This window comes from Orenia sp. (genome assembly GCF_055140805.1).
Window position 1 is genome coordinate 1 of record NZ_JBSQYM010000036.1, and the last position, 20,821, is coordinate 20,821.

Below are 20,821 nucleotides of genomic sequence, written 5' to 3' on the forward strand. Positions count from 1 at the left end.
ATAAAAGATGCTTTAGTCCTCTCTCCTAAGGTAGGAGAGAGTTAGAGTGAGGTATGAAAGGTTTTGATTTATTACACTTTAGACTTGGATATCTATATATAAAAACTGATAAATATTTCATATTATAAATTATTATTAAAAAGCTAAATGATTTTTTGCAACGAATCTCACAAATTAACTCGAATTTAAATCAAGATCTTTTAAACCTTTAATTCGTTGCTAAATTAATTTAAATTCTTTTTCTTGTTATATATAGATTATTGTAACAGATGAATAGAGTTACCATATTATATATAGAAAAATCAATATAAATTTAAAGAGGTGTAATTGATGTGATGAAAGGAATAATTTTAGCTGGTGGTTATGGAACAAGATTATACCCTTTGACCAAATCATTATCAAAACAAGTTTTACCAGTATATGATAAACCAATGATTTATTATCCCTTATCAGTACTAATGCTTGCTGGGATAAGGGAGATACTTATTATCTCTACGGCAAGAGATCTACCAGTATTTGAAGATCTCTTTGGAAATGGAAATCAAATTGGGTTGGAATTATCATATGTAGAACAAAAAGAACCAAAGGGATTAGCAGATGCTTTTTTGCTTGGAGAAAATTTTATTAAAAATGATAATGTAGCTTTAATCTTAGGCGATAATCTCTTTTATGGTCAGGATTTTAGCCAACTTTTAAAAAAATCAGCCTCTTTAGAAGAAGGAGCAATTATCTTCGGCTATTATATGAAGGATGTAAGTGGTTATGGGGTAGTAGACTTTGATGATCAAAGAAGAGTATTATCATTAGAAGAGAAGCCCAAAAAGCCTAAATCTAATTATGTAGTTCCAGGGCTATATTTTTATGATAATACAGTAATAGAAAAAGCTAAAAAGTTAGAGCCTTCTCCTAGAGGAGAGCTTGAAATTACTGACTTGAATCATCTTTATTTAGAAGAAGATAGATTGATGATAGAGTTATTTGGGAGAGGGATGGCTTGGTTAGATACTGGAACCCATGAAGGACTATTAAAAGCAGCTAATTTTGTAGAGGTTATTCAAAAGAGACAGGGGTTTTATATAGGGTGTATTGAGGAGATTGCTTATCGTTTGGGCTATATTGATGCCCTAGAGTTAAGGAATTTAGCCCAACCTTTATTAAAAACTGACTATGGTAAGTATTTGATTGAGATTAGTAGGCAAAACAGGTAAGTTGATAGACTATTTGTTTAGGTTAGTTTTATAAAAAAGGGGGATTAGTATGGGGAAATTTAAAAAAATCAAAACCCCTATTAAAAATCTATATATTATAGAAACCACTATTTTTAGAGATGACCGAGGCTTTTTTATGGAAAGTTATAATCAAAGAGAGTTTGCGGAGATAGGGTTAAATATGGAGTTTGTTCAGGATAATCATTCCAAATCCAATAAAGGAACACTTAGAGGCCTTCATTTTCAAGTTAAATATCCACAAGGAAAATTAGTTAGAGTAAGCAAAGGGACAGTTTATGATGTTGCAGTAGATTTAAGAGAGGGTTCAAAAACTTATGGTCAATATTATGGAATAATTTTATCTGAAGATAATAAAAAACTTTTCTATATTCCTAAAGGGTTTGCCCATGGTTTTTTAGTTTTGAGTGAAAATGTAGAGTTTATGTATAAAACAACGGATTACTATTATCCAGATTATGATAGAGGGATTATTTGGGATGATAAAGATATAAATATAGATTGGCCTTTACAAACCTATGGATTAAAGGAAGAGGATTTATTACTATCTGCTAAGGATAGAAATCTGCCAACTTTAGCTGAGTTTCATAAAGGTTGAATTATTTTTATTAGGAGGTTTGAGGTATGTCGCAGACAGAAAGTGTAGAAAATTATTTTATAAAGGAAGGATATATTCCTCGTGTAAAGCCTGAATGTTTGGTTAATAGAAAGCAAGGAATAATATATCAGCCTAATGTCTATTCATTGGCACATAACTTAGCAAAGAAGTTTGATAGCAACTATATAATCAACATTGGTTGTAGAAAGGGAGATGAATTAGCTTCTCTTTACAAGCACTTTAATATAATAGGAATTGATTCTAAAGATAATCTAAAAATATATCAAGAAAAATATCCCAAAGGAATCTGCTTAGAACATAATCTTGATTCAGCAGAAGAACTATCTATTCCTAAAGATTACTTGATTAATTCAGTTATTGTGTGTACTGGTGTAATTGAAGAGCTAATTAGTCCTGAGTACTTGTTAGAAAAGCTAAAGAGATTAATGGATCATGCTGCTATCTGTTTAATTTCTACACCAGAGAGGGACTTAATGAGAGGTGCTGATGATTTTGGACCACCAGTAGACCCATCTCATATAAGGGAATGGAATCTAGATGAGTTTGAGGATTTGCTCAACCATTTTGATTTTAACCTTGAATTTACTGGATTAACAGTCAATAATAATCATCAACTCAAGAAGGAGACTATACTTGGTATCATAGGCAATAACAATATCTGTTTAGAATCTCCAAATGATTTTAAGGTTACTGCAATTATGACTGTCTTTAATGAAGAGGACATCATTTATCATTCGATTAAAAGACTACTAGATCAAGATATTCAAGTCTATATAATAGATAATTGGTCTACAGATAGCTCTTTTGAAATCATTGAAAAATTTAAAGGATCTAAGAACTTTCTTAGGGTTGAAAGATTCCCCCATTCCCAAGCATCTCAAACCTTTGATTTGACTAAATTGCTACAAAGGATTGAAGAGTTATCTATGACTTTGGAAGCAGATTGGTTTATTCACCATGATGCCGATGAAATCAGAATGGCTCCTTGGAATACAAATTTAAAAGATGGGATATTTTATGTTGATAGACTGGGGTATAATGCCATTGATCATACTGTAGTTAATTTCCAACCAACTGATAATAGATTTTTAAAGGGAGACTATGAGAAGCATTTTAGGTATTTTGAGTTTGGAAAACATCAAAGTAGCTTTCGACAAGTTAAAGCTTGGAAGAAGACTGATCAAAGAGTAGGATTAGCTAGTTCGGCTGGGCATAGTGTTAAATTTAACAATCGTAAAGTATGCCCTTATAAATTTATAAATAAGCATTATCCAATTCGTTCTCAAGAACAAGGAGAGCGTAAGATATTTAAACATCGTAAACCACGGTGGAATCCTCAAGAACGAAAATGGGGTTGGCATGTACACTATGACCACATACAACCAGGCCATTCTTTTTTGAAGGATAAAGATAATCTTAACAAGTATATTAATGATAAGGATTTTCGTAGTAGATATCTAGTTGAGCTAATTTCAGGAGTAGGGATTATTAGATAATAATTGATAGGAGGTATGGTAGATGAAGAGTTATTTAATAACAGGTGGAGCAGGATTTATTGGAGCAAATTTTGTAAAATACATACTTAATAAGTATCAAAACAAGGTAGAGATTGTAGTACTAGATAAGTTAACTTATGCTGGTAATTTAGATAATTTAAAGGAGGAATTAGACCAGATAAAATTTATAAAAGGTGATATAAGTAACAGAGAGTTAGTTGAATTTATCTTTAGTAATTATGAAATAGATTACCTTATTAATTTTGCTGCGGAATCACATGTTGATAGGTCTATTGAAAATCCACAACTTTTTTTAGAAACAAATGTTTTAGGAACCCAAAATTTACTAGATGTTGCTAAGGAATTTTGGAAAGTAAACGAAAGAGAGTATAAAGAAGGGGTTAAGTTTTTACAAGTGTCTACTGATGAAGTTTATGGAAGTTTAGGAGCAGATGGTTACTTTAGTGAGAATACTCCTCTAGCTCCTAATAGCCCATATTCTGCAAGTAAAGCTAGTGCTGATATGATAGTTAGAGCTTATTATAAAACTTATAATTTACCGATAAATATAACCCGTTGCTCTAATAACTATGGACCTTATCAATTTTCTGAAAAATTGATTCCGCTATTCTTAAGTAATGCTTTAGTTGATAAAGAATTAACTCTCTATGGTGATGGTCAGAATATACGTGATTGGCTTCATGTTAAGGATCATTGCAAAGCTTTAGCTTTAGTACTTCAGCAAGGAAAGAGTGGTGAAATCTATAATATTGGTGGTAATAACGAAAGGACTAATCTTGAAATCACTAAAACTATCCTAAATTTACTTAATAAATCAGAGTCATTGATTACTTATATTAAGGATAGATTAGGTCATGATCGAAGATATGCCATTGATGCTACTAAGATAAAAAGAGAGCTAGGTTGGAAAGCAGAATATACTTTTACAGAAGGAATTAAAGAGACAATTCAATGGTACTTAGATAATAAGAAATGGTGGCAGAAAACCAAAAATCAACGGGGTGATTAAATGAAGGTTCTGATCACAGGTGGAGAAGGTCAGCTAGGAAAGGAATTAAAATTATTATTAGAAGATAACTATGATCTTTATGCTTGGGATATAGATAAGTTAGATATTACTAAAGGAGCAGAAACGATTAATAAGATTAAAGGTTTAAATCCCGATATAATAATTCACTCTGCTGCTTATACAGATGTTGATGGATGTGAGGATAATATAGATTTAGCTTATCAAGTTAATGCTTATGGAACTAGAAATGTGGCAGTTGCTTCTCAAGAATGTGATGCTAAGCTACTTTATATAAGTACAGATTTTGTCTTTGATGGAGCTAAAAATAAGCCTTATATAGAGTTCGAGCAGCCTAACCCATTAAATATCTATGGTAAATCTAAATTAATTGGAGAAGAATTTGTTAAAAGTTTAGTAAGTAAACATTTTATTGTTAGAACTGCTTGGCTTTATGGAAAACATGGTAATAATTTTCTTCAAACAATGTTGAGGCTAACAGAAGAAAAAAATATGTTAACTGTTGTAAATGACCAAATAGGTTCTCCTACCTATACTAAAGATTTAGCTGAAGTAATTAAAGAGCTAATTCAAAGCAACTTATATGGTACTTATCATGCTTCCAATAATGGAGAATGCTCTTGGTATAAGTTTGCTAAGAAGATATTTGAGTATGCTAATATAGATATAGAGGTAAAACCTGTAACCTCTCAAGAGTTTATTAGACCTGCTAGTAGACCAAAGTATTCTGTATTGAAGAACTATTCTCTGGAACAAGGGTTAGGATATAAAATGAGAGATTGGCAAATTGCTTTGGAGGAGTTTTTAAAGAAATAATATAGTTATCAAACTTTAGAGTGGTTTATCTATATCTTAATAAAAAATGGTTCAACAACGAACTTTGTGATTAAAGATAATAATAAGTTTAAATAATTATTTAGCTACGGGTTTTAACCCGTAGTCTATACCAAATCACGGGGTACCACCACAGCGCCCTGAAGGGATGGTAATCCCTGAGTAAGTACTCTTGGGGTGGTTAAAACCTGTGGCTAAGAAGATAAATAATACATTGTCATAAAAGTCGTGGAAGAGCCAAAAATATTAATCTTAGGAGGCGATATAGTTGAGAAAGTTTTTAAATATAGGACACCCTAGAAGTGGTACTGGTTTTATTTCTAAATTATTTAAAGAGTTTGGTTATGATGTTGGTCATGAGGTTTTAGACAAAGATGGGATAAGTAGTTGGATCTTTGCAGTTGAAGAAGATCAACTATGGGGTCAAGTTGGAATTAATAGAAAAGATTATGAGTTTGAGCATCTAGTAATGAATATTAGAAAACCTTTAGATATTATTAGTAGTGTATTATATACTGAAAATACTGTCCTAGATAGCTATAATCTAAGAGCAGAATATATTGACTTTGGAGGATTGAATGATATAGAAAAAGCAGTTAAAAGTGTATTGGAGTGGTATAAGATAATTCAATGGCAGGGACCAGAATTGTTTATTAAAGTAGATGATAAACCAGAAGATACTTTATACTATTATCTAAAATATCAATTAGAAGAGAATATAGAATTATCTTCACAAAGACTACCTACTAATATCAATACTAGAAAGCATCCTAAATTAAACTATGAGGATATTAAAGACCACTGTAATAATGATCTACTTATAGAATATAAATTATTTTGTACTTTTTATGGATATTCCTATAGTTGATTTTATAGATGAGAAAGGAGGATTCTTATTGAAAAGAGCTATAGTTGTTTTTGTTGAAGACAAAAGACCACTTAAACTACAGCTTCAAGGTCTATATACCTCATATAAGTATATAGATTCTAAGGATACAGATTTAGTGGTATTTGGAACCAAGGAAGCTTTAGCATGGGTTCCAGATGATTGTATTAAAGTAGAATATAATGTCTTAAGTGAACCAGCTGTATTCTTAAATTATCGCTTTATCAATTCAATCAGTTGTTTAGTTGGCAGCCAAGCCGATTTTTTAGATAACTATGATTTAATTTTAAGGACAGATGCCGATACTTTTTTGACTCCTGCCTGGAACTTTTTTTATCCTCAATTATACACAGTAGGTCAGGGGGGATATAGTAACAATGATGAAGTTAGAGAGAACATTAAAAGGGTAGCTGATCATTTTGGTCTTAGACACCAAGGGGTTCATAACTTAGGGTCAACTCATTATGGTAATGCAAGGTTAGTAAGGCAAGTCTCTAAATTGGCTGTATCACTCTCAGAGTATTTATTAACAACTGAATTTAAAGATTCTCAGGGTGCATGGCCTGGATGGTATAGTGGAGTAACGACTATGTACAGCTGTGAAATTGCAGTCAATCATTTTGTAGAAGAATTTGTGATTGATGGAAGAAGGTTAGATTATGGTAGTGCTGCAACTGATTCAATCGCTACCCACCCCCATATTCATTGTTGGCATACTGATAGTATGTTCTCTAAATTTCAATTTGAAGCAGGTAATTATGATCATTTATCTACTGAAGATTTAGATATTAATAAGGTTAATAATTATTGTTTATATATGGCACTTAAATCCCAAGAAGATAAATAAAAGCCATAGGCTAGTCTATGGCTTTTATTTATCTAGTAGATATTGATGATTCTTCTGCTAAATAGACTAGATATCTATTAACAAAATCATTCTCAACTGTGAGGATAGTATCAAAAGATTTTAAAAATCTTATTAAGTTAAGAGGAGCCACATTCTGATAATAAAATTTAACTTTGTCAGTTTCAATCCCCTTTGAATTTATAACCTCCTTAGCTTTAGCTGATATCTCCTCTGTTAAGAAGTATTGCTTAGGTATCCATAGATAAAGTTCTTGTTGGGCGATACTATCCAAAATTGAGGCTAACTTCTTCTTCCATTTGGATTTATGATTAGTCCAATCGGCTACTAGGAGTAATCTTTGCTCTTCCTTCTCTATAATAGGAGATTCTATTTCGCTAAATTCAGCTGTTTTTGTGGGGAAGTAATGGAGGTCTTTATTATAATTTATATTATCTATTATCTCTTCTCTAGATTGGTATTCTCCATGGGGTTTTAGGTTCCATTTTATCGATAATTTTGGGTGATTTGAGCCTAAAGCACAGTTAAGCTCATGTACTTTTTGATTAAAAGTTATAGTTCCCAAATGATAGACAAAAGAACTACCTGTTACAGCTAATTTATATCCTGCTAGTACTACTCTTAAGCACAAATCATCATCATCACAGATGCCTATGCCAAACCAGAAGTCATTTCCTCCAATTTTATCAATAACCTCACGCTTAAAGACAAGACAAGCTCCTATTACTCTTAGAGGGTGAAATATTTTCTGGCTATTATTTTTCATAAAGTCTTCAGCAAAATCATTTATCTTTTCGACAGAATCAAAGTTAACTCCTACATTTTGTGAGCCACAAGCATAAGACAAGTAGGGAGCTGCCACCCCAACATCTTCATCACTTTCCAATACTTCAATCAAACCATCCAAAAAATCTGATGGAAAGATCAAATCATTATTTAAGATAGCTATTATTTCACCTCTACATTGAGCCAATCCCAAATTAATCCCTACTGGATATCCCATATTCTCTTTTAAATTAAGAGGAATAATTTGAATAGGGCAATCCTTATAATCACTTTCTAAGTTTTTAATACCATCAGCGGTATTATCAATCGATCCATTATTGACAATTACTAGTTCAATACCTCTATTTTTATGCTTATGATTTAAGGAGTCAATTAAAGTATTGATTGCCTGTTTAGACATCTCCCAGTTATTATAACATAGGATTAGAAAACTATAATAGGGCACTTTTTTCCCGTTGCAAGAAACTTATAAAAATCTATAAAAATAGATTTTGTGTTCCATTCCTAATTCCTAGCGACCCATTTCGTCTATAAATAGACTAATTTGGTTTGATTTATCGCTCCAAAGGCTTAAATTCCCCACCAACGAATGGGTACTAAGCATGTAAGGAATTAAGATACCTTGAATATTTTATGTAACAGAGGAGCTTGGTTTTCGCTTTAATTCCTGTTACAACCTTATATATTCAGTTGTTATAATTACCTTAGATAATACTATTTTATCATATTTATTCTTAAAGTATACAGTAATTATTAACAAAATAATATAAGGTTTTTCTATTTATTTATAAGTTTAAAACAACAGTTTCTTCACCTCCTTTTATTTTTCTAATAAGGGTTCTAATTGATTCTCCCAAATCCATTGGGGATTATAGCGTTGTCTAACTATAGTTTTAGAGTGGATAAGTTGATTCTGCCTCATTAGATTTAGTATGATTTCTGCATGTTCTTGATAATAGACCTCTTCTGAAGGATGATAATTTTCTGTAGTATCAAAACCAAAATTACGAGCATCCCATCTCATAAAGTAGGCATTTAGCTTTTTACCTAACTCCTCTAAAGCAGGAACGGCTTGATTTAAAACTAAATAATTACCCCTGCTTGCCGCTTCTAGTACTGTTAAACCAAAGGATTCGGAATAAGAGGGGCAGATAAATAGATTAGATATAGTAAAGAGCTCTAATACAGTTTTTCGAGGTACGCCATGGGGATAACCAACATCAGAGGTAAAGAAGAGATTATCTTCTTTAAGTCCAAATCTAACTCCTGTTTCTTTAATCATCCTTTTATATTCTTTGGGTTTAATATCGGCAGATTTAAAATCACAAAAGATTACTTTGACTTCGCTTTCAGTCACTCTTTTCATGGCTCCAGCAAAGGCAGCAACCTTTTCAAATCTCTTAGCTGTTGTTAATCTACCAGGATATACTATAAGAATATCAGGTGAAAAGAGATTAGTCTTTTGGGCAATCAGTTTAGTCTCTTCACTCATATCTTCAAGTAGACTCAAACTATTGTTAACAACGCGACATTTTCCTTCTGGAACATTGTATTGCTTAGCTAACGCAGGGATACCAGAGTTAGTAGGGTAAATGTAAGTAGTGTTAGGCATTGGAGTATAACGGGCAGAAAAAGGCCATTTAGGATTAAGAGGGCGGTTAGCAGGAAAAGAATGAGTAAAAGCGATAAATTTTAGATTAGGTAATTCTTTTTGTGCTTTTCTAACTGCAACATTATGAATAAGGTGCCAACCCTGAAAATGAATATCATGCATAATACAAAAATCTACATCTGATAGTTTTTCTATTAGATCCTGAGCTATTACCTCCGCTTCATCAAAGAAAGTATCATGTACCTTGCCTTCAGGCTTAGAGTAGTCACCCCAGTTAATCTGCTGACCATTAAATGTATTACTAACTTTGATCCATTCGATTCTTTGATCAGCAAAAATCCCATCTCGATCGCTAGCAGGGCAGTGTTCGCTGACAAGCACTTTAGTATTAATGTTATTCTTAAGTAACATTTCTAATTGTTCTTCGACTACATTTACCAAAGAATAAGTATGATCAAGACCATTGAACATGGTTAAAATAGCTACTTTCATCAATAATCCCTCCTTAATTGATAAATCATTCAATTATATATATGTTTTAATAATGAAGCAGTATGAAGGTTAATCAAATGTATTTTATGGAAGGTGAATATATTTGTTTATAACTTAAGGTTAAAGTAAAAAGTGTGGGATTACCCCCACACTTAATAAAAAACTATTAGCAATTATTAGTTAGCAAGTAAAGAATATCTCTCCTCTTACTTCCCAGGTTTCATCTCCGTTACAAGAAGTACCTATTAGAGTTGCTGAAGTAACATCGACAAAATCAATTTCAAGGTCAGCACACTCGGCATTACATGCTGCACAGATAGGTACAAAGTCTGGAATACAGATTACATCTGAACAACATATTGCAGCAAATCCTCCTAAGCCATCACCTGAAACAAAGAATACATCAGCTATAAACTCAATAACACCTTTAATTGATATCTGAGTAGCGACTATTGGACCACAAACACAAGGTTCTTCTTTACATTCAAAGCAATCATCTACTGGAGTAGCAGCAAGTTCAAAATTACTCATAATAAGTTGTTCTGAAACATTAAAACCAGCCGGAACAATTAAAGTACAGCAAAAAGGAATTGGTTGCTCTTCACAAGGAAGGAAAGCACTGGTAGTCGTAGTGCTAGTACTTGTAGTACTGGTAGTAGTACTGGTAGTAGTGCTAGTTGTAGTGCTGGTAGTAGTGCTGGTAGTAGTACTGGTAGTAGTAGTTTTACATATCGGTCCACAAAGTTGCCAGATAACGCTAGGATCATTTCCAGACTTATACCCAATTCTAATAAGTTCAGATTCAGTTATGAGATCATTAACGGTAACTCTTAAGATGATTTTAGAATCGGATTCCTTATTTTCTCCTAAATTTTCAGCCTTAAAGCCTGGCTCTTGGATAGCACTACCTGCTCCTCTATTATCTCCATATGCACAAGAGGCATCTGGTGCTGTTCCTGCTGGCTCTACAACAACTGAACAACTTATAGCGGCCTCTTCACAAAGAGGAAGTACGATGTTACTGATATCTCTAAGGTCTTCAGGGTCTCCTTCAGGGGTTATTTCATAGACATAAGTTCGTTGGTTATTAGAGACTTCACAGCTCATTAATTCAATTTCAAAACCTAAATCTTCGCTAGGTTTTATATCTATCTGCGGAACATCTAGACAATCATCACAATTGCTACAACAGGGCATTATTATTCCTCCTTTCTTCAATTTATCACTCTATAATATGTCTTATTATCTAAAATGTGACTTGTTTAAGATTAGTAAATAGATTATATAAAATCATAAATAAAAAGTGTGGGGATGGCCCCACACTTGATAAAAAGCCATAAGCAACTATCAGTTAGCAAGCAAAGGATATTTCTCCTCTTACTTCCCAAGTTTCATCTCCATTACAAGAAGTACCTATTTGAGTTGCTGAAGTGACATCAACACCATCAATTCTAAGATCAGTACAATTTGCATTACATGCTGCACAGACAGGGACAAAGTCTGGAATACAGATTACATCTGAACAACATATTGCAGCAAATCCTCCTAAACCATCACCTGTAACACCAAATACATCAGCAATAAACTTAATAGTTCCTTTAATCGATACCTGATTGGCGACTATTGGACCACACTCACAATCATCAGTCCTACATTCAAAGCAACCTGTTACTGGGGTAGCAGCAAGTTCGAAATTACTCATAATAAGATCTTCTGTAACATTAAAACCAGCTGGAACAAGTAAAGTACAGCAGAAAGGAATTAGTTGCTCTTCACAAGCAGGGAGTATTTGTTCTACTTCTGCATCTTCTTTTTCACAACGGCATCCTCTTGTTTCTATTTGTTCTTTCTCTTCCATGGTTTTCTCACCTCCTTTCAAATGATTTTTTTGATGATTATTCTTCTTGATAACTTCTTGTTTTTTTGTTAGTTGTTGATCTACTTTTGAAAACTCCTCTTCTTTAACCTTTTTGACTGCTCTTTCAATAAAGTCTTCTTTTTGATTTATTAATTCTTTTTTTAGTTCTTCTAGTTCTATTTTTAACCCTTTTAACTCAATTAGCAATGAAGAGTCTGTTAACCGCCTTTCGATTATACCTTCAATATTAATCTCTTCCATAATCTCTTCACTTGCTAATATCTCTTTAACTATTTTATTTAGGTTAAGCTCTTCATTTTTTTCGCAATATTGCTGATTATGTAAGTTATCTTCTTTAGATAATTTTGATAAATCTACTATATCATCTAATTCTTCTTCACCTGCTACTACTAAGTTTTTTGTATGAATTATCTCTTTATCATTATCATTAAAAAAATTCTTATCCATTAGAAACCTTACCTCCTTTCTGAATTTATCACCTATTAAGTTCTGTAAAAAAACTTGTAATTCTCCCAATTGCCTATTATCCATATTAAACAACTCAATAGTCACATCAACTAAGGTAGTAAAATCCATAGACAATCCCCTTTCCTATCAAAGACTAAAAATTTGATAAATTATAATATTCAAAGGATTGCCCAAGTGGTACATACAATATATATCTATTTTAGAATTAAATTCTACTAACTTAAATTAGTAGTGATTAACTATTGATTTCTGGTGATTATTTGTTATTATAATATGAGCTTAACCTTAAACCTGTGAAGAATATAATTCTAGTTATGTTAATAAGTAGGATGATTGTTTTTCTTTACCCGCTTTATTCACATAATATGTATTAGATAAATAGGTGTGAGTGATTAATGAAAATATAGCATTTTGATTTTAAAGTCAAATCCAGATATGGTGGCATATAGAGATAATGGGATACTTTTTGGATTTATAGACTTTGTTTAACTAAGTAAAGTTTGATTAAAGATTATTTAAAACGTATAATTTAAACTAGCATATAATAAATTTTGGAGGAGAGGTTTTAAATGAAACAGAGAATAAAGAAGTTATTAACAACAGGGCTTGTTTTTACAGGGGCTACTATTGGTGTTTTACTTTTAATCTCTATAATTAGAGGGATACCACTAACTTCAACCAAGGTTAGTGATGCACTCTTTAGTGAGTTTTTAATTTTGCTAGCTTTAGCATCTTTTTTAGCTATTAAAGAAGAGTTCCTATTTAAAATTAACAAAGGTAAGAAGAGAGAAGATAAGAAAAAATTCAAAGAGGAGAAGGACTTTAATAGTGGTATAGAATTAATTATTATTGGTCTTCCTTTAGTAATAGTGAGTGTTTTAATAACTCTAATTTAATTAAAGAGTTATAATCTGAAAAATTTGTAATAATTGCAGGAATATTAAGTTCAATAGCAATCAAATTTGTATTATAAATCGATATATGTTATAATAAATTGATATTTTCTAATTGATAATTTAATCAAGATAAGTATAGAATAATTTCTTGAAGGGAAAGGAGGAACATTGTGGCTCGTAAAGCAAAAGTAAATAAAGCAAATAGAAAACCTAAATTTTCTACAAGAAAAGAACACAGATGTCGTAAATGTGGGCGACCTCATGGTGTTATTCGTAAATTCGAATTATGTAGACTCTGTTTTAGAGAACTAGCTCACGAAGGTAAGTTACCAGGAGTTAAAAAGGCTAGTTGGTAAATCTATGATAGGCCTCCTGACAAGGGGGTCTTTTTTATGTCAAATTAATTTCAAGGGAGATGGAATAGATGAATAACAAAGAACCAAATCTACTCTTAGCTTTAATTGTAATCGCAGTAAGTATACTAATCTTAAGTGTAGGGATTTTAAAATTGCAAGTAGCTCCTCAAATCCCATTATTATTCTCTACAGCTATAGTTGCCTTAGTAGCATTATATCTAGGTTATTCATGGAAGGAGATACAAGATAGTATTATCAAGGGAATCAATATTGGTTTGCCTTCTATCTTGATTTTAATGATTGTAGGAACTGTAATTGGGACTTGGATTTTAAGTGGGACAGTACAGACGATGATTTATTATGGCTTAAACCTATTATCACCAAAGATTTTTTTAGTAGCTACAGTATTAATCTGTGGAATTGTATCCTTGGCTACAGGTAGTTCTTGGACAACTGTGGGAACAGTAGGTGTAGCATTGATTGGTATCGCTCAAAGCTTAAATATTCCATTGTCAATAACTACAGGTGCAATCGTCTCTGGAGCCTTTTTTGGAGATAAGATGTCACCATTATCTGATACTACTAATTTAGCTCCAGCAGTAGCAGAGAGTACTTTATTTGAGCATATCAAGCATATGTTCTATACTGTAACTCCTAGCCTGATTATATCTCTAATTCTATATTGGGTGCTAGGTGCCAAATATACAACAGGGGTAATCGATTCCAATAAAATTAATCTAATTTTAAATAATTTAAATCAATCTTTTTATATCAGTCCACTCTTATTGATTCCACCGATTTTGGTAGTCCTGTTAGCTATTAGAAAATGTCCTGCTTTACCAACTTTACTCTTGGCTACATTGCTAGGGGGAGTGTTTGGGATGGTATTTCAAGGAGCTAGTTTAACAGAAGTGATTAATGTCATGCATTATGGTTATCAAAGTCAAAGTGGTGTAGAGTTTATCGATAAGCTCCTTACTAGAGGTGGCTTACATAATATGCTCTGGTCGGTCTCTTTAATTTTAATCTCTCTATCCTTTGGTGGAGTGCTTGATAAGACTAAAGTTTTAAAGGTAATTTTAAAGAAGATATCTACTATGGTCAAAAGCCGAGGAAACCTTGTCCTAGTTACAGTCTTAACCTGTTTGGGGGTCAATATTTTATTGGCAGACCAATATCTATCTATTATCTTACCAGGAAAGATGTATGCAAAGTCTTATCAGAGGTTGAACTTACATCCTAAAAACCTCTCTAGAGTATTAGAGGATTCAGGAACATTATTTAACGCGATAGTGCCTTGGGGATTAAGTGGGGCCTTTATTGCTAATACTTTAGATGTACCTGCATTGGAATACCTACCTTATTCCTTCTTGTGTTTAATTACACCAATTATCTCTATTATTTATGCTTATACTGGGTTTACAATGGAGAAAATCAAATAAAGCATACAACAAATTTTGAGCCACAGGTTTAAACCTGTGGCTATTATTTATCAATACTATAGCTATTTAATTTTTTTAAAATCTTCGATACTGATTCCGTTTGTCCAGACTAAGAAGGTAAAGTAAAAGAGACTGCTTATGATAATAGAAATACTTAAACTTATAATACTGCTAGAAGAGATATAGTTAATTACTTGATAGACCTGTCTTAGGGTTAAAAAGACTATAGCACTTGCCAATATTGGTTTGACAAAGAGATGATTGATAGGAAGTCTTAACTTTACAAATTTAGAGATTGATTTGAAATTGAGTAAAGCAACAATTAAGTACCTAATACCAATTGCCAACGTGATTATCTCAAAGGCTAGGGTAGTGGGAAAGTGAATAACTGAGTAAATCATACCCAATTCTGCTAGCAAACCAATAACAGAGTTCTTTACTACTAGATTTGGTTCACCTAATCCTTGTAATATCCCTCCAGAGATCTGTGCTAAATATAAGAAAATGGCCGGAATTGCTATTATCCTTAAAATATCTCCACTTTGTGGGTGACCAAAGAAGAGATTACAGATTTCATTAGGTACTATAAAGAGAATACTAACAGCCAATAGTCCAAAATAGAAGGTGAGCCTAATAGCTTCTTGAGCTCTCTTTCTAATTGCTTTCTCATTATTTTGGGCTAAGGATTCAGAGATTGCTGGAACGAGATTAGAACTTAAGGCTATAGTAATAATAGTGGGTAAGTAGATTAGTTGTAAGACCATTCCTGAAAGTTGACCATATAAGGAGGTAGCTTCAGAGATGCTATAACCAACCTGCTGTAATTTACCTGGAATGGTTATTGCTTCTATAGTATACATTAATGAAGCAACTATTCTTCCAATGGTGATTGGTATCCCAAATTTTATTAGATTTTTTAGGATGCTCATCGTAGATTCAGCTTTTTTATTATCTCTATATTTTCGTAGCTGAGGTAAGTAATACATAAAGATAACTGTTAAGCTTAATAGTCCTACAAATTCTCCTGCCGATGTTCCAATTGCTGGTGCTAAAGTTTTAGATTTTAAAGAGCTATCTAGCAATTTTAATAATAATAATAGGGTAATGGTCATTCTGGCTATCTGTTCAATAATCTGTGAAACAGCTGTAGGGGTCATAATCCTTAATCCTTGAAAAAACCCTCTCAAGATTGATGATATACTAACAAAGAGCAAGGCTGGTGCAACCGCTAAGAGAATATGGTTTGTTCTGTTATTATTTAATAGATTATTTGCAATAAATTCGGTATTTTTAGCAAATAAAGATACTAATAATATACTACTGACTGCTACAATTATTAGTGAAATTTTAAAGATTTTCAAAGCATTTCTGTACCTGTTTTGGGCGACCTCCTCAGATACAAATTTGGAGATAGCTACAGGTAAACCCAGAGTAGTGATGATAGAGCAGGTTACAAAGATAGGAAAGACCATCTGAAATAAGCCTAATCCCTCATCACCAATTATTCTAACTAATACAATTCTTAAGATAAAACCTAAAACTCTATTCAGAAGGCCTGCTACCATGAGAATAAAGGCACCTTTAATCAATGACTGTTGCTTTATTATAATCACTCCTTTTTTATTGTGTAGTTAGAGGTTAGGTAGTTTGATCTTTCTAAACACTGTCCACCTATCCTTTATTAGTAGAAGTTATATTATAGTTTATTAAGATTAAGATTATATTTATTACTTTTTCTTTTAATAAATATCTCTAGCAATTAAGAAACCTTATAAATAATTTAAGAGGATTAAGAAGATTTCTGTGGAATAAGTTATAAGGGAGGTGAGAAGGTTGCTTAAAAAAATAATTGTAATTACACTAATATTTACTTTAATTAATATTCCTGTGCTAGCCAAAGAAGGAGAATCTCTACCTAAGAAAGGGCTTAGTCCTGACTCACCTTTTTATTTTCTAGATAAGACAGGTGAGAGGATTACTTATTTATTTGCTTCTAATAAGGATAAGGTTAGGTTGAAATTTCGCAACTCTTATGAAAGGCTCTTAGAAGCAAAAGATATGTTCAAAAAAGATGAGGATGACAAAGCTAAAGAGTTATTTAAAGAAGCTTTACAGGACTTTTCAGAAGGTATTAAGTTATCCAAAGAACATTTAGTTGATAGCGATGAGTTTAAACAGATTAAAGTAGAGATAAATAATACAATTAAAGAGGTAAAAGATTTAATTGTGGAGCAGAACTTATCAATTGAAGGATTGAAGGAGAAGATCAGCGATTTCTTCAATTAAAGGATTAAGAATTTAATAATCACTTCTAAAAAGGTCACCTATATAGGTGACCTTTTTATTCATGGTTAACAGTTGTTAACAGTAACGAAATGGTTTGATCTCAAATATATTGGAGTAAGTAGTATTGATTAAGGGGGAGGAGGTATGAAAGATAACGAGATAGAACATCTAATTAGAGTTGCGAAAAATTTAAAGGCCAAACGGGATAAGAAGCAAATTACAGCTTTTGAAGAGGCTGAACTTAAAGAGATATATAAACTATTAATAGTTAAAGATAAAGAATAAAGACGGAGTTTATAAACTCCGTCTTTATGAAATAGTAGATTTAAAATTTATTATTGCTTAGGTTTAAAGGTTACACATTGAGTAGAGTGGGAATCAGATGATGGTGCAGGTTTATCAAGTCTACCAGCTTCCATATCTCCCATTTTAGTTCCAAATTGAATATTACTTACTTGAATTTTATTTGCTGTACAGATATCTCCCTCGCCATAGTAATGACAATTATTGACATTACAAGCTACTTCAATACATTTCATGTTTGCCATAAAATCACCTCCTAATAATAGGATGTTCGATTTCTAGCTTTTTATACTGGAAATGTATTTGCTGTTATGATAAAGGGTAATCTAAAATAAGAGATAATAGCATTAACAAAATAGAGGTGATAGAGTATGCAAACAGACTTCCAAGACATTACTAATAATTATGATAAATTAATGGACCATCAGTTCAATCTATTACAAGATATGATTAATTTATCTGATTATGTGATTTATCAAGAATATCAAGATTTACAGCTATTACAGACAGGAAGCAAATTATTAAACAAGATGATGGATATCAATAAACTTAATATTGAGTTAATCAACAACTTCCCAGAAAAAGATGAAGTTAAGTTCATTGTAGAACAGTATCAAAGCTACCAATTAAATCCCATATCTAAGATAGAGGAAGAGATTAAGAATTTAGAAATCATCCAAGAAGATATCATAGAAGTTAGTGAAAATTATAACGATGTGGATGAAGATTTCTTAATAGATACAATGGACACTATAGTAATGATAGCAACTTACAATCTTCAAGATTATGAAAATACTTTAAAGGATACCTTCCAGATGATGTAGTTATAGTTTTGGTAGTTGTTCAACAGCATTTTTTCGTTCTTCTTTATCAGTATGGGTATAAATTTGGGTTGTAGAGATATTGCTATGACCCAATAATTCTTGTAAAACCCTTAAATCCTTAGTTTCTTTATAAAGCATAGAAGCAAAAGTATGGCGTAATTTATGGGGTGTTACATCATTGGCGTTTTTAACACCAGCAAGTTTAGCATATTTTTTAACCATAATCTGAACTGTTCTAATATTGATTCTGTTACCATGACTTGATAAAAATAATGCTTGTACAGCATCTTGATTATTGGGTTTGATTTTAGCTCGATCTGGTAAATAATTCTTGATAGCTAAAATAACTTCTTGATGCAAAGGAACATAGCGTTCTTTATTACCTTTACCATAAAACTTAATCGACCTATCCTCATAATTGATATCATCAAGATCTAAGTTGACTAACTCAGAAATACGCAATCCACAATATAGAAACATCTTATTAATTGCCAAATCCCGACTGCAGGCCTTAGAATTATAATTCTCTATAGCTTTTAGGTAATCATTAATATCAGTCCCTTTTAAGTAGACTGGTTCAGATTTTAGATTTACTTTGGTAGCATCTATGGCCAAAGTAGGATTATGGGATAATAGATTCCTTTTAACTAAAAAGTTAAAAAAGGAACGTAAGCTATATAATTTTCGATTACGGGTAGCAGCTGAATTATCATTGATTAAGATTATATCACTTAAGAACTCAGTTAATTGGAATTGGTCGATTTCACCTATGGTTAGTTTATCAACATCACAATCAAATTCATCCTTGAGATATCTAGCAAATAGACTTAAATCTGATTTATATTCTTTGATAGTTAATTTGGAATAACCGCGTTCGGCGATTAAATATTTGATAAAACTCTTAACTGCTTGTTTATACTTTAAATTTTGTCGCAAAGTAATTGCACCTCCGAAATAATTGAATTGCTTTGTATATCTAAATTATAATATTTTTAATGATATAATTCAAATCATCAGCTTTCCACTCCTCTTTTCTCTTACATTTTCGCAAAATTCACATTTTACGAAATAATAAAGAGGTGTTATGCCACTCCCCTCTTTTGATTTATGTACACTAGCTTCTAAAATTAAATCAAAATATAACTCCCTATCTATTGGGTTTCTATAGATCTCCAAGTCTAAAGTGTAGTTTAATGGATATATAGCGATACTTTTTACTTCAGTGTATAGTTGATAATTGACAGTTGATAGTTAAGTTCAAAACCATTTAAATATAGGTTTTTAGTCCTTTAACTATCCACTATCCACTATACACTATCAACTATCAACTATCAACTCAAAAGTATCGCATTATCCTTCTATTGTTTTATTCTAAAGTTGTTTGTCTATAATTATCACGAATTTAAAACAATAAGTACTTAAAAATATCGATTTATAACTTCTGTTTTTGATTCGTAGAATCTAAATTAATTTAGCAACGAATTAATTTGAATTTTTATGTTCCATATATTGATTTAATGAGTGTTGGCAGCCGAAAGTATATACTTTACTACACTAAAGCACAGAGCTTAAAAATGGAAAATTATAATTTTTACTGTAGATTTGTACATTCCAAAGCAATCTTGTTTTTGAGAATCATTGAATGAATTTTAGATTCTATCATATATTATTTATCTTCTTTTGCCCAGGCTCAATTAACATAATATCTAGGCAATAAGCTATAATTCCTCCTAAAAGATAAAAGAGTAAATCAACAGGGTCAAAGGTTGCCCCTAACACTATTTTGGCTATTTTATTTTTAGATAAACCTAGATACTCAACAAAATTAAAATATTGGAGTCCTTCTAACAGAAAGAAAATTAATATTACAATAAAACTCAGTAGTTTAGAATCTAATTTATAAAAAGATTTAATCAAGAAATAAGTAAAGACTACAATAAGCAGATCACCGATAGCCCCTCTAATAAAGGGATAATTAGCAAAAAAGAATATAATTAATAGTCCTAGCAGAAAAGAAAACAAAGCCAATCCTTTATATAATAATCTAGATTTCATCCTATTTAACTCCTTGCTCTCACATTTTTGCAATTGATAAAATTAAAGCTCTTGCCATATGGCAAGAGCTTCTTAGTTCCAACTATTTCACTCATTCCTCATCATAAATGACATCATCTATCTCAATTGCACTAAAATCAGCTTCAATATCGATACAATCCATACAGTTATTACATTCTTTGTTTTTATCTAAATCACAAATTAAACATTCACCACAATTATCACAGAGTTTATTTTCTAAAACACATTCTTCCACTGACATCTAAGTTACCTCCTGTTTAATAGACTATCTTCTTTATATACGATAGACTATCTTCTTTATATACGTTAGTTTAACATATAGCAGATAGTGAACCTCTCCACCTAAATTAAAAATTTAGATGGAGCTTCGCTATACTTCGCAAATACCATATAGATATAGGTTACTAGTAGCTTTTTAGTGAAGTTT

The 20,821-nt window shown here is 31.7% G+C and carries 22 protein-coding genes; 13 read left to right on the forward strand and 9 right to left on the reverse strand.

Features of this window, described 5'->3' with window-relative positions:
* The first annotated feature begins 335 nt into the window (after window positions 1-335).
* From rfbA to ACTCDL_RS05405, 7 genes are all read left to right on the forward strand, one after another.
* Window positions 336-1,208 carry a glucose-1-phosphate thymidylyltransferase RfbA gene (gene rfbA / locus ACTCDL_RS05375; RefSeq protein WP_463174650.1) on the forward strand — a complete coding sequence of 291 codons (873 nt, stop codon included), beginning with the start codon at window positions 336-338 and terminating at the stop codon, window positions 1,206-1,208.
* A gap of 49 nt (window positions 1,209-1,257) precedes the next feature.
* Window positions 1,258-1,824, forward strand: a complete 567-nt coding sequence (gene rfbC / locus ACTCDL_RS05380) for a dTDP-4-dehydrorhamnose 3,5-epimerase (RefSeq protein WP_463174653.1) — start codon at window positions 1,258-1,260, stop codon at window positions 1,822-1,824.
* A 26-nt stretch (window positions 1,825-1,850) separates the two neighbouring features.
* Window positions 1,851-3,341, forward strand: coding sequence for a methyltransferase domain-containing protein (locus ACTCDL_RS05385; protein WP_463174656.1), 1,491 nt, complete (start codon window positions 1,851-1,853; stop codon window positions 3,339-3,341).
* Window positions 3,342-3,363: 22 nt separating this feature from the next.
* On the forward strand, window positions 3,364-4,371 hold the full coding sequence (gene rfbB / locus ACTCDL_RS05390; RefSeq protein WP_463174659.1) for a dTDP-glucose 4,6-dehydratase: 1,008 nt from the start codon (window positions 3,364-3,366) through the stop codon (window positions 4,369-4,371).
* Entirely contained in the window at window positions 4,372-5,205 is an 834-nt protein-coding gene (gene rfbD / locus ACTCDL_RS05395) for a dTDP-4-dehydrorhamnose reductase (protein WP_463174662.1), read from the forward strand.
* Window positions 5,206-5,491: 286 nt separating this feature from the next.
* Window positions 5,492-6,091, forward strand: coding sequence for a hypothetical protein (locus ACTCDL_RS05400; RefSeq protein ID WP_463174666.1), 600 nt, complete (start codon window positions 5,492-5,494; stop codon window positions 6,089-6,091).
* A gap of 28 nt (window positions 6,092-6,119) precedes the next feature.
* Complete coding sequence (locus ACTCDL_RS05405) at window positions 6,120-6,956, forward strand: DUF7164 domain-containing protein (protein ID WP_463174669.1); 837 nt, start codon at window positions 6,120-6,122, stop codon at window positions 6,954-6,956.
* A 28-nt stretch (window positions 6,957-6,984) separates the two neighbouring features.
* On the opposite strand, the gene ACTCDL_RS05410 is transcribed toward ACTCDL_RS05405, so the two are convergent.
* The 4 genes from ACTCDL_RS05410 to ACTCDL_RS05425 all read right to left on the reverse strand — a co-directional run bounded on the left by ACTCDL_RS05410 (window position 6,985) and on the right by ACTCDL_RS05425 (window position 12,319).
* Window positions 6,985-8,205, reverse strand: a complete 1,221-nt coding sequence (locus tag ACTCDL_RS05410; RefSeq protein ID WP_463174670.1) for a glycosyltransferase family 2 protein — start codon at window positions 8,203-8,205, stop codon at window positions 6,985-6,987.
* A 375-nt stretch (window positions 8,206-8,580) separates the two neighbouring features.
* Window positions 8,581-9,864: a glycosyltransferase gene (locus ACTCDL_RS05415; protein WP_463174674.1), complete on the reverse strand. Its 1,284-nt coding sequence runs from the start codon at window positions 9,862-9,864 to the stop codon at window positions 8,581-8,583.
* A 180-nt stretch (window positions 9,865-10,044) separates the two neighbouring features.
* Window positions 10,045-11,061: a hypothetical protein gene (locus ACTCDL_RS05420; protein ID WP_463174678.1), complete on the reverse strand. Its 1,017-nt coding sequence runs from the start codon at window positions 11,059-11,061 to the stop codon at window positions 10,045-10,047.
* 154 nt (window positions 11,062-11,215) lie between these two features.
* Window positions 11,216-12,319 carry a hypothetical protein gene (locus tag ACTCDL_RS05425; RefSeq protein ID WP_463174680.1) on the reverse strand — a complete coding sequence of 368 codons (1,104 nt, stop codon included), beginning with the start codon at window positions 12,317-12,319 and terminating at the stop codon, window positions 11,216-11,218.
* 461 nt (window positions 12,320-12,780) lie between these two features.
* Between ACTCDL_RS05425 and ACTCDL_RS05430 the strand changes: the two genes are divergently transcribed.
* From ACTCDL_RS05430 to nhaC, 3 genes are all read left to right on the forward strand, one after another.
* Complete coding sequence (locus ACTCDL_RS05430; RefSeq protein ID WP_463174684.1) at window positions 12,781-13,107, forward strand: hypothetical protein; 327 nt, start codon at window positions 12,781-12,783, stop codon at window positions 13,105-13,107.
* A 170-nt stretch (window positions 13,108-13,277) separates the two neighbouring features.
* Window positions 13,278-13,463, forward strand: a complete 186-nt coding sequence (locus ACTCDL_RS05435) for a type Z 30S ribosomal protein S14 (protein ID WP_097016208.1) — start codon at window positions 13,278-13,280, stop codon at window positions 13,461-13,463.
* A 68-nt stretch (window positions 13,464-13,531) separates the two neighbouring features.
* Window positions 13,532-14,905 (forward strand): Na+/H+ antiporter NhaC, encoded by a 1,374-nt coding sequence (gene nhaC, locus ACTCDL_RS05440; protein WP_463174689.1) that lies wholly within the window; start codon window positions 13,532-13,534, stop codon window positions 14,903-14,905.
* Between the two features lie 62 nt (window positions 14,906-14,967).
* On the opposite strand, the gene spoVB is transcribed toward nhaC, so the two are convergent.
* Window positions 14,968-16,494, reverse strand: a complete 1,527-nt coding sequence (gene spoVB / locus ACTCDL_RS05445; protein WP_463174693.1) for a stage V sporulation protein B — start codon at window positions 16,492-16,494, stop codon at window positions 14,968-14,970.
* 244 nt (window positions 16,495-16,738) lie between these two features.
* Between spoVB and ACTCDL_RS05450 the strand changes: the two genes are divergently transcribed.
* Complete coding sequence (locus ACTCDL_RS05450; protein ID WP_463174696.1) at window positions 16,739-17,191, forward strand: DUF5667 domain-containing protein; 453 nt, start codon at window positions 16,739-16,741, stop codon at window positions 17,189-17,191.
* Window positions 17,192-17,335: 144 nt separating this feature from the next.
* Window positions 17,336-17,476: a hypothetical protein gene (locus ACTCDL_RS05455; protein ID WP_463174698.1), complete on the forward strand. Its 141-nt coding sequence runs from the start codon at window positions 17,336-17,338 to the stop codon at window positions 17,474-17,476.
* Between the two features lie 50 nt (window positions 17,477-17,526).
* On the opposite strand, the gene ACTCDL_RS05460 is transcribed toward ACTCDL_RS05455, so the two are convergent.
* Window positions 17,527-17,739 (reverse strand): DUF1540 domain-containing protein, encoded by a 213-nt coding sequence (locus tag ACTCDL_RS05460; RefSeq protein ID WP_463174702.1) that lies wholly within the window; start codon window positions 17,737-17,739, stop codon window positions 17,527-17,529.
* Between the two features lie 126 nt (window positions 17,740-17,865).
* On the opposite strand from ACTCDL_RS05460, the gene ACTCDL_RS05465 reads away from it, so the two are divergent.
* Complete coding sequence (locus tag ACTCDL_RS05465) at window positions 17,866-18,318, forward strand: hypothetical protein (protein WP_463174704.1); 453 nt, start codon at window positions 17,866-17,868, stop codon at window positions 18,316-18,318.
* On the opposite strand, the gene ACTCDL_RS05470 is transcribed toward ACTCDL_RS05465, so the two are convergent.
* From ACTCDL_RS05470 to ACTCDL_RS05480, 3 genes are all read right to left on the reverse strand, one after another.
* Window positions 18,319-19,254: a tyrosine recombinase XerC gene (locus tag ACTCDL_RS05470; protein ID WP_463174705.1), complete on the reverse strand. Its 936-nt coding sequence runs from the start codon at window positions 19,252-19,254 to the stop codon at window positions 18,319-18,321.
* Window positions 19,255-19,977: 723 nt separating this feature from the next.
* On the reverse strand, window positions 19,978-20,373 hold the full coding sequence (locus ACTCDL_RS05475) for a ribosomal maturation YjgA family protein (protein WP_463174707.1): 396 nt from the start codon (window positions 20,371-20,373) through the stop codon (window positions 19,978-19,980).
* A gap of 91 nt (window positions 20,374-20,464) precedes the next feature.
* On the reverse strand, window positions 20,465-20,635 hold the full coding sequence (locus ACTCDL_RS05480) for a hypothetical protein (RefSeq protein WP_463174710.1): 171 nt from the start codon (window positions 20,633-20,635) through the stop codon (window positions 20,465-20,467).
* Window positions 20,636-20,821 lie beyond the last annotated feature (186 nt).

What these genes read in the sequence shown, in the direction of transcription:
- ACTCDL_RS05455 (WP_463174698.1), top strand. Translation starts at nt 17,336, where the DNA reads ATGAAAGATAACGAGATAGAACATCTAATTAGAGTTGCGAAAAATTTA.
- rfbA (WP_463174650.1), top strand. Translation starts at nt 336, where the DNA reads ATGAAAGGAATAATTTTAGCTGGTGGTTATGGAACAAGATTATACCCT.
- ACTCDL_RS05465 (WP_463174704.1), top strand. Translation starts at nt 17,866, where the DNA reads ATGCAAACAGACTTCCAAGACATTACTAATAATTATGATAAATTAATG.
- ACTCDL_RS05480 (WP_463174710.1), bottom strand. Translation starts at nt 20,635, where the DNA reads ATGTCAGTGGAAGAATGTGTTTTAGAAAATAAACTCTGTGATAATTGT.
- ACTCDL_RS05420 (WP_463174678.1), bottom strand. Translation starts at nt 11,061, where the DNA reads ATGCCCTGTTGTAGCAATTGTGATGATTGTCTAGATGTTCCGCAGATA.
- ACTCDL_RS05385 (WP_463174656.1), top strand. Translation starts at nt 1,851, where the DNA reads ATGTCGCAGACAGAAAGTGTAGAAAATTATTTTATAAAGGAAGGATAT.
- ACTCDL_RS05425 (WP_463174680.1), bottom strand. Translation starts at nt 12,319, where the DNA reads ATGGATTTTACTACCTTAGTTGATGTGACTATTGAGTTGTTTAATATG.
- ACTCDL_RS05415 (WP_463174674.1), bottom strand. Translation starts at nt 9,864, where the DNA reads ATGAAAGTAGCTATTTTAACCATGTTCAATGGTCTTGATCATACTTAT.
- rfbD (WP_463174662.1), top strand. Translation starts at nt 4,372, where the DNA reads ATGAAGGTTCTGATCACAGGTGGAGAAGGTCAGCTAGGAAAGGAATTA.
- nhaC (WP_463174689.1), top strand. Translation starts at nt 13,532, where the DNA reads ATGAATAACAAAGAACCAAATCTACTCTTAGCTTTAATTGTAATCGCA.
- ACTCDL_RS05430 (WP_463174684.1), top strand. Translation starts at nt 12,781, where the DNA reads ATGAAACAGAGAATAAAGAAGTTATTAACAACAGGGCTTGTTTTTACA.
- ACTCDL_RS05460 (WP_463174702.1), bottom strand. Translation starts at nt 17,739, where the DNA reads ATGGCAAACATGAAATGTATTGAAGTAGCTTGTAATGTCAATAATTGT.
- ACTCDL_RS05475 (WP_463174707.1), bottom strand. Translation starts at nt 20,373, where the DNA reads ATGAAATCTAGATTATTATATAAAGGATTGGCTTTGTTTTCTTTTCTG.
- rfbC (WP_463174653.1), top strand. Translation starts at nt 1,258, where the DNA reads ATGGGGAAATTTAAAAAAATCAAAACCCCTATTAAAAATCTATATATT.
- rfbB (WP_463174659.1), top strand. Translation starts at nt 3,364, where the DNA reads ATGAAGAGTTATTTAATAACAGGTGGAGCAGGATTTATTGGAGCAAAT.